Source organism: Achromobacter sp. 413638, from assembly GCF_043119405.1.
Lineage (GTDB): Bacteria > Pseudomonadota > Gammaproteobacteria > Burkholderiales > Burkholderiaceae_B > Achromobacter.
In genome coordinates this window covers 12203-29731 of record NZ_JBICCO010000029.1, presented here as the reverse complement: position 1 = coordinate 29731, position 17529 = coordinate 12203, and the positions used below count along the sequence as shown (strand labels likewise).

Below are 17529 nucleotides of genomic sequence, written 5' to 3'. Positions count from 1 at the left end.
CCCAGGCGGCAACGCCCCCGCGGGCGCGGCGCGCGTAGGGCCTTCATTTAGGTGTAACGATGAGCAGGCTTACTGAACTGGAGCGGGCGCGACTGCGTTGGCGGGCGCGCCGCGGCTTGCTCGAAAACGACTTGATCATCACCCGGTACCTCGACGCCCATGAGGCCGAGCTCACCGACGATGACGTAGCCGCATTGACGCAGCTCTTCGAGTTGGGAGACAACGATCTTCTCGACCTGCTGCTGGCCCGCAAGGAACTCGAGGGCGCGCTGGACACGCCCCGGCTCCGCAACATCATCGGCCAGATGCGGTCGCTCTGATTAATTGAGAGGAAAAAACATGAACCTGTCTGACAAAAAAGCCACGCTATCCTTCTCGGACGGCAGCGCCCCCATCGAGTTTCCCGTCTACAAGGGCACGGTCGGTCCGGATGTGATCGACATCCGCAAGCTGTACGGCCAGACGGGCATGTTCACGTTCGACCCCGGCTTCATGTCCACCGCCGCCTGCGAATCGGGCATCACGTACATCGACGGCGACAAGGGCGAGCTGCTGTACCGCGGCTTCCCCATCGAACAGCTGGCCGTGAACTGCGACTTCATGGACATCTGCTACCTGATCCTGAACGGCGAACTGCCGAACGCGACTCAGAAGGCCGATTTCGACTCGCAAGTGACCCATCACACGATGGTGAACGAGCAGCTGCACTTCTTCCTGCGCGGCTTCCGCCGCGACGCGCACCCGATGGCCGTGCTGACCGGCCTGGTCGGCGCGCTGTCGGCGTTCTACCACGACTCCACCGACATCACCAATCCCCAGCACCGCCACATCTCGGCCATCCGCCTGATCGCCAAGATGCCGACGCTGGTCGCGATGGCGTACAAGTACTCGCAAGGCCAGCCCTTCATCTATCCGCAGAACGACCTGTCCTACACGGGCAACTTCCTGCGCATGATGTTCGCCACGCCGTGCGAAGAGTACAAGGTCAACGAAGTCGTCGAGCGCGCGCTCGACCGCATCTTCATCCTGCACGCCGACCACGAGCAGAACGCCTCGACCTCGACCGTGCGCCTGTGCGGCTCGTCGGGCACCAACCCCTTCGCCGCCATCTCGGCCGGCGTGGCTTGCCTGTGGGGCCCGGCTCACGGCGGCGCCAACGAAGCCTGCCTGCAGATGCTCGAAGAACTGCAAGCCAACGGCGGCATCGCCAAGGTCGGCGAGTTCATGGAGAAGGTCAAGGACAAGAACTCGGGCGTGCGCCTGATGGGCTTTGGCCACCGCGTCTACAAGAACTACGACCCGCGCGCCAAGCTGATGCAGGAAACCTGCAAGGAAGTGCTCTCGGCCCTGGGCCTGGAAAACGACCCGCTGTTCAAGCTGGCCATGGAACTGGAACGCATCGCCCTGTCGGATCCGTACTTCGTGCAGCGCAAGCTGTACCCGAACGTGGACTTCTACTCGGGTATCGTGCAGCGCGCCATCGGCATCCCGACCTCGCTGTTCACGGCCATCTTCGCGCTGGCCCGCACGGTGGGCTGGATCGCCCAGTGGAACGAAATGCTGTCGGACCCCGACTACAAGATCGGCCGTCCCCGCCAGCTGTTCACCGGCTCGGTCACGCGCGACGTGCCCCCGATGGACAAGCGCTGATCCTTCCGCGCTTGCGCAGACAAACCCGCCCGCTGTGGCGGGTTTGTTTTTTTGGGCGCCCGGGATCAGGCGCTTGCGCGTGGCGTCGAGCCAGGCGGCCCTGGCATGGCCGGCGCTGTCAGATCTGACAGGGAACGGGTAAACACCAATTCAAAGGCATATGCCTTTTGGCAGAATCCACCGAAAACAGCGAGGGCGGAAAGCCCCTTGCGGCAGCACGCAGGCAGCAGCATCAAGCATCAGGCAGCAACTGGCGTCGGGCCGCGGCAGCGGGCGGGGCCAGCCGCAGTCCCGTAAAGACAGCGCCGCTCGCCGGCGTCAGCCCTGCCGGGGGGAAAATTGAAGCTGAACTATTCAACCGAGGCGCTGACCGAGCGTCAGCGGCCGGAATACTGGAACGAAGTTGTCTGCAAGCATTGCGTCCTGGCAGACAGCACCATCGAAAGCCCGCGCAAGTTCATCGGCAAGTACGCCGCCAAGTCGATCGACGACATCGAGATCTCCCGGATGTCCTCGCCGCGCCATGTCTGGGAGCGCGAGGCCACCCATATGCGCAAGGACTCGAACGAGGCCTTCCTGCTGACGCTGATGGAATCCGGGATCGGCCATCTGTCGCAGTCCGGCCGTTCCACGCAGGTCAACAATGGCGACATCGCGCTGTACGATGCGGAGCGCCGGTTCACCTATGACGTGACGCCTGAGTCTGTCCTATTGTTACGTATCCCGCGCAAACAGCTGCTGTATCGCGCGCCCCTGGCCGAGCGCTACACGGCGGTGCGCTTCACGCCGGACAAGCCCATCACCGGCCTGCTGGCCAGCATGCTGCGCGAAGCCGCCAGCGCAAATTTCACCGAAGACCTGCCCGCCGGCGTGCAAAAGCAGTTTGCCGCGTCATTGCTCGATCTGCTGGCCGCGACCATCCAGGTGCAGATGGCCGGCTGCGATCCCGAGGCCGACGAACGCGAGCGGCGGTTGCAGCGGGTCAAGCAGTACATCGAATCGCAGCTGGATGATCCGCTGCTGACCGTGGACCGCATCGCCAGCGCCCTGAACATGTCCGAGCGCACGCTGACCCGCCTGTTCGCGCACAGCGGCAGCACGCCCATGCGCTGGGTCTGGCAACGGCGTCTCGAGGCCGCCTACTGCGCGTTGAAGGAGGGCCGGGCGCGGCAGGTGACCGTCGCGGCGTTTCGCAACGGCTTCAACGACGTCGCGCACTTCAGCCGCCTCTTCAAGCTCAGCTACGGCCATTCGCCGAAGGATCTGCTGAGCCGCCCCAGGCGCTGAACGGCGTCGAACGACACCGACCGCAAGGCCGGCCGTGAGCCCTGGACAGGGCCGCGCGCCGGCCTTTTTCATTGCCTCGGGCCACCCCAAGATGAAAAGCGCTCCCCTCTCGGGGGGGTAGCAAGCGCGCGTGGTGTGCCGCACATGTCTGCATGATTTGTCCGTGGCGGCCACAGTCAAGCGCCGTGGCCGTCACGAGCAAGAAATCTTGTTCCGAGCGCCTTAGTCTGCATGCAGGCAAGCATCTGGGCATTTCAGTGTGTTCACGGCGCGGGCGCGCCAACTGCACGGACAGGGAGAACGGGATGAATCACGATGATCTGCACTACATGGGCATGCGCGAAATCGGCCTGGCCATCCAGGCTGGCGAGCTTTCCTCGGAAGCCGTCACCGAACGCCAATTCGAACGCATCGCCCAGCTTGACGGCCGGCTCAAGAGCTACGCATTGCTCATGAAGGACGGCGCGCTGGCGGCCGCGCGCCAGGCCGACAGGGAAATCGCGCAGGGCCAGCTGCGCGGTCCGCTGCATGGCGTGCCCGTGGCCGTCAAGGACCTGTGCTGGACCGCCGACGCGCCGACGGCCTTCGGCACCACGATCTACCGTGGATTCCAGACCCACGAGGACGGCACGGTGGTGAAACGCCTGCGCGAGGCGGGCGCCGTCATCCTGGGCAAGGTGCAGCTGACAGAGGGCGCGCTGACGGATCATCATCCTGATATCGATCCGCCCGTGAACCCCTGGAATCCCGCGCACTGGACCGGCGTGTCCTCCAGCGGCTCCGGCGTCGCGCCGGCGGCGGGCCTGTGCTACGGCGCCATCGGCACCGACACCGGCGGCTCCATCCGCTTTCCCTCGGCGGCCTGCGGCGTGACCGGCATCAAGCCCACCTGGGGACGCGTGAGCCGCCATGGCGCGTTCGAGCTGGCGGCCTCGCTCGATCACCTGGGCCCCATGACCCGCAGCGCGGAAGATTCGGCGGCGATGCTGGGCGTCATCGCGGGCGCCGACGACAACGATCCCACGGCCAGCCAGTTGCCGGTGCCTGACTATCTGCGCGAAATGGAGCGCGGCGTCCGGGGGCTGCGCATCGGCGTCGACACACGCTGGAACCACGATGATGTCGACGCGCCCACGCGCGGCATGATGGACGAGGTTGTGCGGGTAATGACGGAGCTGGGGGCCGAGATCGTCGAGGTCCGCGCGCCGGACGCGGTCGACGTGCAGCGCAACTGGTTCAACCTGTGCGGCATCGAGGCCGCCGTGGTCCACGAAAAGACCTATCCCTCGCGCAAGGACGAGTACGGCCCGGCCTTGGCCAACCTCATCGAAACGGGTCGGGCGCTGCGTGGCACCGACTATCAGAAGATCCTGCTGCAGCGGGCCGCGTACACGGGCCGGATGCGCGCGCTGATGCGGCAGGTGGACGCGCTGCTGGTGCCGACCACGCCGATCGCCTCGCCGACGGTGGCGCAGATGCACGTCTCCGGCCAGGAATACGTGGACATCTGGTTCGCCATGATGCGCTACACGGCGCCGCTGGACATGGCCGGCGTGCCCACCATCACGCTGCCGGGCGGCTTCCTGGCGGATGCGGGCACGCCCATCGGCTTTCAGTTCGTCGGCGCCGATTTCCGCGAAGACCTGATCGTGCGCGCCGCGCACGCCTATCAGCAGGCCACCGACTGGCATCGCCGTCGCCCCGACCTGGCCTGGGTCTGATACGTCCTGGTCACGGACTCTCTCAATGGGAGGAGCCTCCATGTCTCTCAATCGACGCGGTTTCATCAAGACGGCCGCCGGCGCGCTGGCCTACGCCAGCAGCTTCGACCTGCTGGCGCAGGCGAAGATCGATTCGTCCAAGTCCATCAAGGTCGCCAACCTGCTGGACAAGACCGGCGTGCTGAACAACTACTGCCTCAAGCAGATCAAGGCGGTGGCCATGGCGGCCGACGAGATCAACGCCGCCGGCGGCCTGCTCGGCCGCAAGGTGGAAATCATCTTCTATGACACGCAATCCAGCAATCGGCTCTACTCGCAATACGCGACCCAGGCCTTCGTGCGCGACAAGGTCGATGTGATTCATGGGGCGGTCGCCAGTTCAGCGCGCGAGGTCGTCCGACCCATCGTGCAGCGCTTCAAGGGCCTGTATTTCTACAATGCACTGTACGAAGGCGGCGTCTGCGACCGGCGTCATGTCTGCCCCGGCATGGTGCCGGGACAGGAGCTGGATCCGCTGGTCGACTACGTGATCAAGGAGCGCAACGCCAAGACCCACTACATCCTGGCCGCTGACTACAACTATGGCCAGATCACCAGCAAGTGGCTGCAGAAATTCATCCGCGAAAAGGGCGCCAGGGACGTCGCGGTCGAGTTCTTTCCACTGGACGTGACCAACTTCGCGCCCGCGCTCAGCCGCATCCAGGCGGCCAGGCCGGACGCCGTGTGGTCCGCCCTGGTCGGCGATGCCCACATGAGCTTCTACCGCCAGTTCGAATCGACCATCGGCAAGAAGAACATGACGCTGGTCGGCACCGTGTACGGCGCGGCCCGTGAAAACGCCATGCTGAGCGCGCAGGAGAACGACGGCACCATCATCGCCGCGTCCTTCATCGACACGCTTCCCACGGAAGCGGCAAGAGGCTTCGTCCAGCGCTTCGCGCGGTTCACCGGAGAATCCGACTACATCGGCGAGTATGGCGAGTACGGCTATCGGGGCATGATGCTCTGGGCCGAGGCCGTGCGGCGCGCCGGCAGCGTGGAACCCGACAAGGTGATCGCGGCGCTGCCGGGCACGCGCTACGACGGTCCCGGCGGGCTGTATTCCATCGACGAACAGGCCAACCACACCGTCATGGACATTCATATCGCCATCGGCAACAAGGACAAGGGCTTCGACGTCGTCAAGTCGTTCCCCCAGCGTCAGCCCAGCGACACGCAGGCAGTATGCGACCTGCGCCGCAACCCCGACGACACCCGTCAGTACGAACCCAAGCTCTAGATCCGGATGCGCCCGCGCCGCCCATTCCGGCCGCGCGGACGCGCCCCTGCCTTACGCTGCGGAGAACGCCTTGGCATCGATCTACACCAACCTCTACCTCATCGTCTTCTCGATCTCGTTGATGCTGCTGATCAGCCTGGGACTGGCGGTGATCTTCGGCATGATGAAGGTCATCAACCTGGCCCACGGCGAATTCATGATGGTGGGCGGATACGCCTGCGTGCTGTCCGTCAACGCCGGCGCGCCGCTATGGCTGGGCGTGCTGGCCGGCGGCGTCGTCACGGGCCTGGCCGGCATCGTGGTCGAGCGGCTGGTGATCCGCCACCTCTACGGCAGGATGATGGACACGCTGCTGGCCACCTGGGGACTGTCGTTGCTGTTCGTGGGCGCGGCCACCACGGTGTTCGGCGCCTCCAGCATCGGCCTGTCGACGGACTTCGCCAACGTCGCCATCGGCGGCATGAACGTGTCTTCCTACAACCTGGCGATCTGCGCATTCTCCCTGGTCCTGGTGGCGCTGTGCTGGTGGCTGGCGGTGCGGACCAAGGCCGGCCTGATCGTGCGGGGCACCATGCAGGCGCCGGAAATGGCCAGCTGCCTGGGCGTGGACAGGAACCGGGTTTACATGGCCACCTTCGGGCTCGGGTCCTGCCTGGCCGGGCTTGCCGGCGCGGCGCTGGCGCCCCTGACCGGCGTCAGCCCGGCCATGGGCGGCTTCTTCGTGGCCAAGGCCTTCATCACCGTCATCGTCGGCGGCCATCTGCCCCTGGTCGGCGCCAGCGCGGCGTCCACGCTGTTCGGCGCGATCGATGGCGCGGTGTCCTACGCCTACAGCTCCGTGCTGGGCGAGGTCTCGATGCTGATCGCCGCGGTCCTGCTGCTGCGCATGCTGCCGCTGGGCATCACCGGCCGCATGAAGCGAGGTATCTAGCATGAGCGGTTCCACGTTTTCCATGGATTTCGACGCGCATGCGGGCCGTTCGCCGCGGCGTCCCTGGTGGTTCTCGGTGCTTGCCTGCACGGCGCTGATGCTGGCCGTGCCGCAGTACGGCGACACCGCGATGCAGCTCGACTTGTCGCTGGTGATGATCCTGTCCCTGCTGGCGCTGAGCATGGGCTTCCTGTGGGGCTACGTCGGGATCCTCAGCTTCGGCCAGACCATCTTCTTCGGACTGGGCGGCTATGCCTACGCGCTGTGCAGCCTCAACACGGACCTGCCGCTGGCGGCGTTCGCGCTGGCCGCCGTTGTGCCCATGCTGTTCGCGCTGCTGCTGGGCTACTTCATGATGTACGGCCGCATCAGCGACATCTACCTGAGCGTCATCACGCTGGTCGTCACGCTGATCTTCGAGAAGGGCGTGCGCGCCACCTCGGGGCCCGAGTACGTGATCGGCAGCGTGCGGCTGAACGGCCAGAACGGGATACCGGGATTGCCGGGCCTGCCGCTGCGGATCGGTCCGCTCGACCTGCAGTCCATCGAGGGCATTTTCTATCTGGCACTGGGCTTGCTGGCGCTGGCGTACATCGGCATCCGCCTGTTCCTGGCCAGCGCGCCAGGGCGCGTGATGGTGGGCCTGCGCGAAAACGAGCGCCGCATGGAACTGCTGGGGTACGACAGCCGGCGGTACAAGCTGATGGCCTTCGTCATCGCCGGCGGCCTCGCAGGCCTGTCCGGCGGCCTGTACGCGCTGTGGGGCAACTTCGTCGGCCCGGAAATGTTCAGCCTGAATCAGGCCGCGATGGTGGTCATCTGGGTGATCGTGGGCGGGCGCTCGCTGCTGCTGGGCGCCATCATCGGCACCTTGCTGATCCAGTATCTCACCACCTGGCTGGGCACGGTGGGCGTGGGGCAGGTCACGCTGACCCTGGGTTTCATATTGATTCTCTGCGTGCTGCTGTTTCCGCAGGGGCTGGTGCCGGCATGCAGGAGCCTGCTGGGCCGGCTGCAGCCGCGGCGGCGCGAAGGGAGCGACTGATGACGCAGCCAGACATCATTCTCGAAGCGCGTGGCGTGGGCAAGCGCTTCGGCGGCGTCAGGGCGTTGGGCAATATCGACTTCACCCTGCGGCGAGGCGAACTGCGCTGCCTGATCGGGCCGAACGGCGCGGGCAAGAGCACCTTCTTCAAGCTGCTCAGCGGTCAGATGGCGCCGTCGGAAGGTGACGTCCTGTTCGATGGTCGCAGCATCCGTCGCGCGCAGCCGCATGCCATCGCGCAGCGGGGCATGGGCATCAAGAACCAGGTGCCCACCGTGCTGGACGGCCTGACGGTGGACGAGAACCTGTGGCTGGCGGCCAGGAGCGCCTGCGGTTCCCGTGCGGCCCGGGACCGGGCGGAGCAACTGAAGGCGCGGCTGGGGCTGCGCGCCGTCGCCCGCAGGCTGGTGGGCGAGCTGGCCCACGGCCAGCGCCAATGGGTGGAGATCGGCATGGTGGTGGCGCGCGAACCCAAGGTGATTCTGCTCGACGAGCCGGCGGCTGGCATGAGCGACGAGGAAACCGTGCGCATGGCGGAGCTGATCCTGGAACTGAATGCGCGGGCGGCGGTGGTGGTGGTCGAGCACGACATGGCCTTCATCGGCAGGATCGCGCGCATCGTCACGGTGTTTCATCAAGGCGGCATCCTGAAGGAAGGCTCGTTCGCGCAGATCATCGCCGACCCGAGGGTGCGCGACGTTTATCTGGGACGGGGGCGCGGCGCATGAACCTGCTGACGGTCAATTATCTGTCGTCCGGCTATGGCCGCATCCCGGTCCTGGACGGCGTTCGCTTCCATGTCGGCGAATCGGAATTCCTGGGCGTGCTCGGCCACAACGGCATGGGCAAGTCCACGCTGCTCAAGACGCTGATGGGCGTGCTGCCCGCCAGCGCGGGCGAAGTCTGCTTGCAGGATGCGGACATCACCCGTCTGCCGTCGCATGCCCGCGCCCGCCTGGGCATGGGGTATGTGCCGCAGGGGCGCGGCATCTTTCCCGGCCTGTCCGTGCTGGACAACCTGCGCTTTTCCGCCAAGGCCAATCCCGGCCGCAGCATGGACGTGGAAGAGATCCTGGCCGAGTATCCGCGCTTGAAGCCCCTGGCTAGCCGCCCCGGCGGCGCCCTGAGCGGCGGCGAACAGCAACTGCTGGCGCTGGCGCGGGCCCTAGTGGCTCGGCCCCGGCTGCTGTTGCTGGACGAACCCACCGAAGGCATCCAGCCTTCCATCATCGACGAGATCGTGGACAAGCTGAAGGAGTTGCGCGCGCGCCTGGGGCTGACCATCGTGCTGGTGGAGCAGAACATCGACTTCATCCGCCAGCTGTCGGATCGTGTGCTGCTGATCCACAAGGGCGTCATCACGCGGGCTTTGCAGCCCGATGAGCTGACAGACGAGTCGGCGCTGGATCATTTCACCTAGCAGGAAGGAGGGCGAGCCGCTCGCGCAGCGGATTGAAACGCTGGGATACACAGGAGCGAATACGTGTATCGACTCGCGTATCATGCTCAGCCATGATTCCCGTCGCGCTACCTTCGATCGAATCCCTGCTCCTGCTGTTCGCCTCGATGGGCGCGGGAGTGTGTCTGCTGATATGGCTGTTGCGGCTGCTGTTGAGCCGGCGGGCGCGTTCCCGCTTCGCCGCCAGGCCGGTGCTGGGCGTCGTGCTGATGCTGGTCCTGGCGCTGGCCGCCAGCTTCTACCTGTCATTCCAATACCAGGTGTGGCAGATCGACCGCGAATTCGCGCGCCGCGATGCCGCCCGACGCGTGACGCTGGCCCAGGCGCAGACGCTGGGCGGCGTGCTGATGCCGGCCGGCGCGCGGCTGACGCTGGCGAAGGAAGGTGAGCTGGAAACCTTCACCGAGGCGCTGTTCGACCCGCCGGCGCCGGCCTTTGGCCTGCGTGTCTCCCGCATCGAACGCTACCTGCACACCGACTACGATTCCAAGACGTACGAGGAGCTGCGCCGCTATCCGCACACCATCCACCTGTGGGGCGAGGGGCCGCAGCAGGTCGAGGGCTGGTTGTGCGATACGAGCCAGAAACTGCGCCTGCGCGTGGAGGACGAAGGGACGCGGCCAGAATTCGCCGAATGCGTGCTGGCCGGGGGCAATGCCATCGAAGGGGGCGTGGGGCGCTGGCCGGCCGGAACCGAGTTGCTGCGTATGGGGGGAGGCGTCGTCTACACGGATGGGCACCGCGAGCCGGTGAACTGGATGGTTCGCGTGCGCGATCCGCTGGGACTGCCGCTGGCGGGCCTGACGCTGGGCCGGCCCACGGTTCAGCTGGATGAAAACCGCCAGCTGCTGGCGGTGTCGGATGCCGAGCTGGCCTGCCCCTTGACGCTGGGCGAGATGCGCTATCCGGCGGGCACGCAGGTGAAGACGGCGGGCTATCCGCTGCGCCAGCGCTTTCCGTCGCAGTCCTGGGTGTTCAGCCCGGTGGCGCCCGGCCAGGCGACGCGCGCGGGTCAGTCGCAGCCGGTGAACGATGGCACGTCGGTGGTGCAGGCGCCGGACGGCGCCGTGCTGGGCGTGCTGTCCAACGAAGAGGCCGGCGTGCTGCGCTTCGCGCGGATCATCGTCAACGAGACGGATCCGCAGGAACCGCCGGTGCGCTGCCCCTGATGCGCGGGCGCCGCGACGTCAGGGCGCGGACGACGGGAACGTGACGGTCAGCGCGATGCCTCGGTCCTGCAGGCCGGCCCCCAGCGTGATGTCCGCGCCGTGGCGCCGGGCGATCTGCGCGACCAGCGCCAGACCGATGCCGCTGCCGCGCTCGCCGCTGCCCGCCACGCGGTGGAAGCGGTCGAAGACGCGCTGCCGTTCCTGCGGCGCAATGCCGGGGCCGTTGTCCGCTACCTTCAGCACCGCGCCGCCGTCTTGCCTGTCGCGGCACGACACCATCACCTGGCCGCCCGCGGGCGTGTAGCGCAGCGCATTGTCCAGCAGATTGCGCAGCAGCACGCCCAGCGCATCCAGGTTGCCCATGACGGCGCAGGGCTGCGTGTCCAGGACGATGCGCTGTTGCTTGCGCTGGGCGGCGGCCTCGTAGTCGCGCGCGATCATGTTCGCCAGCTGGTCCAGGCGCAGCGTTTCCGGCACGCTGTCGCACAGGGTATCGGTGCGGGCCTGGTCCAGCAGCTGTTCGGTCAGGCGGCCGGTGCGTATGGCCACGGCGCGCAGCTTGTCCACGGCTTCGGCGCGTTGCGGCGTGTCGGGGCTGCGCGCCACCAGTTCGGCCTGGGCGCTGAGCGCGGCCAGCGGCGTGCGCAGCTCATGGGCGGCGTTGGCGAGGAATTCACGCTCGCGCTCGACCGTCGCGCGCTGGCGTTCGAGCAGCTGGTTGATCGAATCGATGAACGGCCGCAGCTCGGCCGGCATGCCCGCCAGCGGCACCAATGTCTGATCCTGCGGCTGGCGTCGCAGGATCATGTCGCCCGCGCGGTCCACCGGCTTGAAGGCCCGTCGCATCACGCCCAGGGCCGCGGCCACGAGCAGCAGGAACATCAGCGTGGCGAAGATCAGGCCGCGCGTCAGGCGGTGGACATAGTTTTCCCGCAACGCCTGGGTGGATTTGGCGGCCTGGACCTGGACGCGGCCGCTGGCGTCGTTGAGGGCATAGGCGCGCCAGGTCTGTCCGCCAGAATCAGAAGTGGCATAGCCGGGTTTGAAGTCGGCGACGAAGGGCGCGTCCGGCGTATCCGGCGTGCGCTGCAGCAGCCGGCGATCAGCCAGCGACCAGACCTGCACGCGGGTCTGATCGGCGTCCTCCTCGGGCGTGGTGGCGACCGCCAGGCCCGCGCCGGGCGCGCGTTCGAGCAGACTGTCCGGCGCCAGCGTCATGGCCTGCACCGCCGCATCGCGCAGGGACTGGTCCCATTGGCCGGTCTGCTCGTCGGTCACCATGCGGTGCTGGAGCGCGAAGGCCGCGAACCAGGCGAGCGTCATCGTCAGCAGCAAGGCGGCCGCCAGGCGCTTGCGCAGGGATTTCATGGCGTATCGCCCGTTTCGATGCGGTAGCCCACGCCGTGCGCGGTGACGATCAGGCCTTCGCCGAGCTTGCGCCGCAACTGGTGGACATAGACCGCCACGGTATTGCTCTCGATGGTGCCGCTGCCGCCATATACCGCCACCTCCAGCTGTTCGCGGCTGACGGTCTGGCCCATGCGCTCCATCAGGGCCAGCAGCGTGCGGTATTCGTGGGCGCTGAGGCTGACTTCCCTGCCGGCGCGCGTGACGATCTGGCGGGCCGGTTCGATCGCCACATCGCCCCGGCGCATGGCCGAGACCACGGTGTTGCTGCTGCGGCGCAGGACGGCGCGCAGCCGGGCCTGCAGTTCGTCGAGCTGGAACGGCTTGACGATGTAGTCGTCGGCGCCGGCGTCCAGGCCGGCGACGCGTTCGCTCAGGCGGTCGCGCGCGGTGATGATGAGCACGGGCGTGGCGTCGTAGCGCGCGCGCATCGAGGCCAGTACCTTCAGGCCGCTGCCCTCGGGCAGCCCCAGGTCCAGCAGCACCGCCTTGTAGTCGTGCTCGACCAGGGCGAGGCGGGCGTCGGACAGGCTGCGGACCCAGTCCACCCGCGCGCCGTCCTGCGTCAGGCCGGCGCACACCGCGTCGCCGAGCATGGCGTCGTCTTCAACGAGCAAGATCCGCAAGGGGCCTCCGGGCCGCCGGGACAGGGCGCGAGGCGCGGTCCCCGGGGCTTAAAGAATTCTTAAAAGGTCCCCGCCAGAATGCGGCGCTGGGGTTACAGGCCCCTGGCCGGCGACGTTCCCGGCCGTGATCAACCGCCTGGAGCATGAACCTTGATGAAAACAAGTATGGGCATATTAACAAGCCGTTTCCTGGCAACCGCGGCATCGATGCTGGCGGCGGCCGCCGTCCAGGCCGAGGGCGACGGCCGGAATGTCGTGGGGCTGGGGGTGGGCGTAGTGCCGGTCTACCAGGGCTCCAGCGAGTACCGCACACTGCCGGTGCCCATGCTGAACTATGAGTCGGGCAGCTTCTTCGTGACCCCGCGCGCCGGCCTGCCGGCCATGGGATTGAAGACGCGGCTGGCGCAGGATTGGGAGGCCGGCGTATTCGTCGGCATGGGCCTGAACCGCGATTCCAGCGATGCCGATCGCCTGAAAGGACTGGACGATATCGACTACCACGCAACCTATGGCGCCTTCGTGGAATGGCGCCCCGGCCCCTACGCGCTGGGCCTGGCCTACCGCCAGGCCGCCCATAAAGGTTATGGCGGCGTCATGGAGCTGCGCGCCAGCTACCTGGCCTGGCGCGACGACAGCAATGCGCTGCGCGTGGGCGTCAACGCCGAATGGGCCAACGGCGACGCCATGCAGACCTGGTACGGCGTCACGCCGGGCCAGGCCGCCCGCAGCCGCGCCGGTCTGCACGCCTATTCCCCGTCTTCGGGCTTACAGTCGGCGTCGCTGTATGCCGCCTGGTCGCATCAGCTGTCCGCGCGCTGGAGCACGGTCGCCACGCTGGGCGTATCGACCGTGCTGGGCGACGCCCGCGACAGCCCGTTGGTCGAGCGCGACAGCAATGTGTTCGGCAGCGTGGGCATGGTCTACGCGTTCTGAGCGGGTCCGATGAAGCGCTTGCAGGACATGGAAATGTTCGCCGAGGTCGCGGCGCGTGGCAGCTTCAGCCTGGCGGCCGCCGCGCTGGGGCTGCCACGGTCCACGCTGTCGCGCAGGCTGGCGGGGCTTGAGCGCTCGGTCGGCCTGAGCCTGCTCAGCCGCAGCACGCGCAAGCTGGCGCTGACCGAGGCCGGCCAGCTATACCTGAAGCGCTGCCGGCGCATCCTGGCCGAGGCCCGGCTCGTCCATGAGGAACTGCAGGACGGCAACGCGCCCTTCGAGGGCCTGCTGCGCGTCAATCTGCCGGCGGGCTTCGCCACCGAGGCGCTGGCGGGGGCCTTCGTGGACTTCACGCGCCACCATCCCGGCATGCGGCTGCAGCTGAACCTGGCCAATCCGGAGCACGCGGGCCGTGTGTTCGACGCGGCGGACCTGACCCTGTGCGTGGGCGAGCCGCCGGTATCGTCGCGCGTCGCGCATCATCTGGGTTTCGTGTCCGGCGGGCTGTATGCCGCCGAGGCCTATCTGGCGGCCAGGGGCGAACCGGCGCATCCGTCGGACCTGCGCGAGCAAGATTGCATCGGCTTCAGGCTGCGCGCCGATGGCTTGGCGGCGCGCTGGCCGCTGGCCTGCGGCGACGAGCGCGTCGAGGTGCGGCCCGCGAGCCGTTTCTCGGTCAATGAAGCCGGCATGGCGCGGCGGCTCGCGGCGCTGGGCGCCGGCGTGGCCGCGCTGGGCGGCGACCAGGAACCCTATGTGCGCGCGGGCATGTTGCGCAGGATCCTGCCGCAATGGCGCGTGGCGCCGCTGCCCGTCCATGCGCTGACCGAGACCCGTCTGCTGCCCGCGCGGGTGCGGGCGCTGGCCGGGCATCTGGCGCGGCGCCTGGACTGAGCCTGGCGCGGCGCTACATGCCGATGCCGCGCGCCATCAGCACCGCGCACAGCGGCAGCAGGATGAACAGGTGCGATTCGATCATGACCCAGCGCCGGGCGCGGCGGATCTCGGGCTCGGAGGGCACGAAGCCCGGCTGCTGGCGCGCCTGCTTCTGCCAGCGCAGGAAGCTGAGCGTGGGCGGGATCGAACAGAGCCCGATCACGATGAAGAGCGTGATCTTGGCGTGGAACCAGGGATTGGACATATAGAAGGCGGCGCCCTTGGCGCCCAGCGTCAGGCGCAGCAGGCCCGTGGCCAGCACGGCCAGCGCCGAGAACATGTAGACGCGGTCATAGAGGGCGAGCCGGCGCACCGTGTCCGGCGCCAGGCCGGGGCGCAGCAGCACGGCCTCGGCGGTCATGACGACCACCAGCACGAAGATGGCGAGATAGTGGATCCAGGCGAGCAGGGCGTCTTGCAGCATGACGGTGTCCAGAAGCGGGGAGTTGGGATGCCCAGTTTTTAACACCGAGGCGCGGGACGGCACCAGCGCGCCGGCATGACAGCGGCCGTCAGTGGGCATTCTTCGCGTGGCGCGAGGAGGACGGCGCGCCGGCGTTCCCGGCCAGACCGTGCGCGCGAAAAAAAAGGGCGCCCCCTTTGGGGCGCCCTGCCTGCGGTACCGCGTGCCGGCCTAGCGGCGGCGGGCGGCCTCGGCGGCTTCCTGCTGCGCGTCCACCACGGCCAGCGCCGTCATGTTGACGATGCGGCGCACGGTGGCGCTGGTGGTCAGGATGTGCACGGGGCGGGCCGCGCCCAGCAGGATCGGACCCATCGCCACGCCATTGCTGCCGGTCATCTTCAGCATGTTGTAGGTGATGTTGCCGGTGTCCAGGTTGGGCATGACCAGCAGGTTGGCGCGACCCTTCAGGGTGCTGTCCGGATAGGCCAGCACGCGGATCTTCTCCGACAGCGCGGCGTCGGCGTGCATTTCACCGTCCACTTCCAGGTCGGGCGCGCGTTCCTGCACGCGCTGGCGCGCGGCGGCCATCTTGCGCGACGACTCGGTCTGGCGGCTGCCGAAGTTCGAGTGCGACAGCAGCGCGATCTTCGGCACCACGCCAAAGCGCAGCATCTCGTCGGCGGCCTGGATGGTGATGCTGGCGACTTCCTCGGCCGAGGGGTTCTCGTTGACGTGCGTGTCGGTGACGAACAGCGTCTGGTCGGGCAGCATCAGCACGTTCAGCGCGGCGTAGGTCTGGCCTTCCTTCCTGCCGATGATCTCGTCGATGTACTTGAGCTGGTTGTCGTACTTGCTGGCCACGCCGCACAGCAGCGCGTCGGCATCGCCACGACGCAGCAGCATCGCGCCGATCAGCGTGTTGTGCTTGCGGATCATCGCCTTGGCGATGGCCGGCGTCACGCCCTCGCGGCCCTTGAGCTGGTAGTAGGCGTTCCAGGTTTCGTTGAAGCGGCCGTCGTCCTCGGGATCGACGATCTCCAGGTTCACGCCCGGCGTCATGCGCAGGCCGAACTTCTTGATACGCATCTCGATGACGGAGGGGCGGCCGATCAGGATGGGCTGGGCCAGCTTCTCGTCGATGACGGTCTGCACGGCGCGCAGCACGCGCTCGTCTTCGCCATCGGCGTAGATGACGCGCTTGGGCGCCTTCTTGGCCTGGGCGAACAGCGGGCGCATCAGCTGGCCCGAGTGGTACACGAAGCCCATCAGCTTCTGGCGGTAGGCCTCGATGTCCTCGATGGGACGGGCGGCCACGCCGGACTCGGCGGCGGCCTGGGCCACGGCCGGGGCGATCTGCACGATCAGGCGCGGATCGAAGGGCTTGGGGATGATGTAGTCGGGGCCGAACGACAGTTCCTGGCCGGCGTAGGCGCGGGCCACTTCGTCGTTCTGCTCGGCCTGGGCCAGGTCGGCGATGGCCTTCACGCAAGCCAGCTTCATTTCTTCCGTGATGCGCGAGGCGCCGGCGTCCATGGCGCCGCGGAAGATGAAGGGGAAGCACAGCACGTTGTTGACCTGGTTCGGGTAGTCCGAACGGCCGGTGGCGATGATGCAGTCGGGACGCGCGGCCTTGGCGACTTCCGGGCGGATTTCCGGCTCGGGGTTGGCCAGGGCCAGGATCAGCGGACGGTCGGCCATGGTCTTGACCATGTCGGCGGTCAGCACGCCGGCGGTCGAGCAGCCCAGGAACACGTCGGCGCCGTTGACCACGTCGGCCAGCGTGCGCGCGTCGGTCTTCTGCGCGTAGCGCTTCTTGTTGGCCTCCATGTTTTCGTCGCGGCCGTCCCAGATCACGCCGCGCGAGTCCACCACGTAGATGTGCTCGCGCTTGACGCCCAGGTGCACCAGCAGGTCCAGGCAGGCGATGGCGGCGGCGCCGGCGCCCGAGCAGGCCAGCTTGACCGAGCCGATGTCCTTGTTCACGACCTTCAGGCCGTTCAGGATGGCGGCCGACGAGATGATGGCGGTGCCGTGCTGGTCGTCATGGAAGACCGGGATCTTCATGCGCTCGCGCAGCTTCTTCTCGATGTAGAAGCACTCGGGCGCCTTGATGTCCTCGAGGTTGACGCCGCCCAGCGTGGGTTCCAGCGCCGCGATGATGTCGACCAGCTTGTCGGGGTCGTTCTCGGCCAGTTCGATGTCGAACACGTCGATGCCGGCGAACTTCTTGAACAGGCAGCCCTTGCCTTCCATCACGGGCTTGGCGGCCAGCGGGCCGATGTTGCCCAGGCCCAGCACGGCGGTGCCGTTGGTGATCACGCCCACCAGGTTGCCGCGCGAGGTGTACTTGGACGCGGCGTCGTCGCCCTGGTCGAAGATGGCCATGCACGCGGCGGCCACGCCCGGCGAGTAGGCCAGCGACAGGTCGTCCTGGTTGGCCAGCGTCTTGGTCGGGGTGACGGAGATTTTGCCCGGGGTCGGGTAGGCGTGGTAGTCCAACGCCAATTTAGCGAGAGTGTCGTCCATGGGGATAAGGCCTGCGAGGGCCATCAACGGTGAAACGGAAACGGGAAACAAAAATGCGGGCCTGGGGCCCGCGTATTCTTTGGGGAAATGCCTGGGAACGTCCGTATTTCACCAGAAAGCGGGCGCGAGCGCTTGCTGCGCCGCAACGAGCAGCGGA

The 17529-nt window shown here is 67.3% G+C and carries 16 protein-coding genes; 12 read left to right on the top strand and 4 right to left on the bottom strand.

All coding sequences use genetic code 11. The features are described 5' to 3' along the window. Positions 1-59 precede the first annotated feature (59 nt). From ACEU5R_RS13960 to ACEU5R_RS13915, 10 genes are all read left to right on the top strand, one after another. Positions 60-320, top strand: a complete 261-nt coding sequence (locus ACEU5R_RS13960) for a succinate dehydrogenase assembly factor 2 (RefSeq protein WP_103273210.1) — start codon at positions 60-62, stop codon at positions 318-320. Between the two features lie 19 nt (positions 321-339). Next, a complete protein-coding gene (locus ACEU5R_RS13955) occupies positions 340-1650 on the top strand; it encodes a citrate synthase (RefSeq protein WP_103273211.1) in 1311 nt (436 codons plus the stop codon). A gap of 339 nt (positions 1651-1989) precedes the next feature. Next, positions 1990-2937: a helix-turn-helix domain-containing protein gene (locus ACEU5R_RS13950; RefSeq protein WP_392410585.1), complete on the top strand. Its 948-nt coding sequence runs from the start codon at positions 1990-1992 to the stop codon at positions 2935-2937. Between the two features lie 305 nt (positions 2938-3242). After that, entirely contained in the window at positions 3243-4658 is a 1416-nt protein-coding gene (locus ACEU5R_RS13945) for an amidase (RefSeq protein WP_392410584.1), read from the top strand. Positions 4659-4698: 40 nt separating this feature from the next. Further along, positions 4699-5937 carry an ABC transporter substrate-binding protein gene (locus ACEU5R_RS13940; protein ID WP_392410583.1) on the top strand — a complete coding sequence of 413 codons (1239 nt, stop codon included), beginning with the start codon at positions 4699-4701 and terminating at the stop codon, positions 5935-5937. Between the two features lie 70 nt (positions 5938-6007). Further along, positions 6008-6868, top strand: coding sequence for a branched-chain amino acid ABC transporter permease (locus tag ACEU5R_RS13935; RefSeq protein WP_392410582.1), 861 nt, complete (start codon positions 6008-6010; stop codon positions 6866-6868). A 1-nt stretch (position 6869) separates the two neighbouring features. After that, positions 6870-7913 carry a branched-chain amino acid ABC transporter permease gene (locus ACEU5R_RS13930; protein WP_103273215.1) on the top strand — a complete coding sequence of 348 codons (1044 nt, stop codon included), beginning with the start codon at positions 6870-6872 and terminating at the stop codon, positions 7911-7913. Further along, positions 7913-8641: an ATP-binding cassette domain-containing protein gene (locus ACEU5R_RS13925; RefSeq protein ID WP_392410581.1), complete on the top strand. Its 729-nt coding sequence runs from the start codon at positions 7913-7915 to the stop codon at positions 8639-8641. The genes ACEU5R_RS13930 and ACEU5R_RS13925 overlap by 1 nt, the downstream gene beginning before the upstream one ends. Next, entirely contained in the window at positions 8638-9333 is a 696-nt protein-coding gene (locus tag ACEU5R_RS13920) for an ABC transporter ATP-binding protein (protein ID WP_392410580.1), read from the top strand. The genes ACEU5R_RS13925 and ACEU5R_RS13920 overlap by 4 nt, the downstream gene beginning before the upstream one ends. Before the next feature lie 92 nt (positions 9334-9425). Continuing rightward, positions 9426-10541: a hypothetical protein gene (locus tag ACEU5R_RS13915; RefSeq protein ID WP_392410579.1), complete on the top strand. Its 1116-nt coding sequence runs from the start codon at positions 9426-9428 to the stop codon at positions 10539-10541. An 18-nt stretch (positions 10542-10559) separates the two neighbouring features. On the opposite strand, the gene ACEU5R_RS13910 is transcribed toward ACEU5R_RS13915, so the two are convergent. Both ACEU5R_RS13910 and ACEU5R_RS13905 read right to left on the bottom strand, forming a co-directional pair. Beyond that, positions 10560-11909 carry a sensor histidine kinase gene (locus tag ACEU5R_RS13910; RefSeq protein WP_392410578.1) on the bottom strand — a complete coding sequence of 450 codons (1350 nt, stop codon included), beginning with the start codon at positions 11907-11909 and terminating at the stop codon, positions 10560-10562. Next, positions 11906-12574, bottom strand: coding sequence for a response regulator (locus ACEU5R_RS13905; protein WP_392410577.1), 669 nt, complete (start codon positions 12572-12574; stop codon positions 11906-11908). Before ACEU5R_RS13905 ends, ACEU5R_RS13910 begins: the two co-directional genes overlap by 4 nt. 165 nt (positions 12575-12739) lie before the next feature. Between ACEU5R_RS13905 and ACEU5R_RS13900 the strand changes: the two genes are divergently transcribed. Together ACEU5R_RS13900 and ACEU5R_RS13895 are read left to right on the top strand one after the other, a co-directional pair. Then, positions 12740-13507 carry a MipA/OmpV family protein gene (locus ACEU5R_RS13900; protein ID WP_392410576.1) on the top strand — a complete coding sequence of 256 codons (768 nt, stop codon included), beginning with the start codon at positions 12740-12742 and terminating at the stop codon, positions 13505-13507. A gap of 9 nt (positions 13508-13516) precedes the next feature. Then, a complete protein-coding gene (locus tag ACEU5R_RS13895; protein WP_233772758.1) occupies positions 13517-14401 on the top strand; it encodes a LysR substrate-binding domain-containing protein in 885 nt (294 codons plus the stop codon). Positions 14402-14414: 13 nt separating this feature from the next. Here the strand turns inward: ACEU5R_RS13895 and ACEU5R_RS13890 are convergent, their stop codons facing one another. Together ACEU5R_RS13890 and ACEU5R_RS13885 are read right to left on the bottom strand one after the other, a co-directional pair. After that, positions 14415-14867 carry a DUF2214 family protein gene (locus ACEU5R_RS13890; protein WP_103273221.1) on the bottom strand — a complete coding sequence of 151 codons (453 nt, stop codon included), beginning with the start codon at positions 14865-14867 and terminating at the stop codon, positions 14415-14417. 210 nt (positions 14868-15077) lie between these two features. Beyond that, the gene (locus ACEU5R_RS13885; protein WP_103273222.1) at positions 15078-17372 is read right to left on the bottom strand and encodes an NADP-dependent malic enzyme; all 2295 of its coding nucleotides are present in this window, start codon (positions 17370-17372) and stop codon (positions 15078-15080) included. Between the last annotated feature and the right edge of the window lie 157 nt (positions 17373-17529).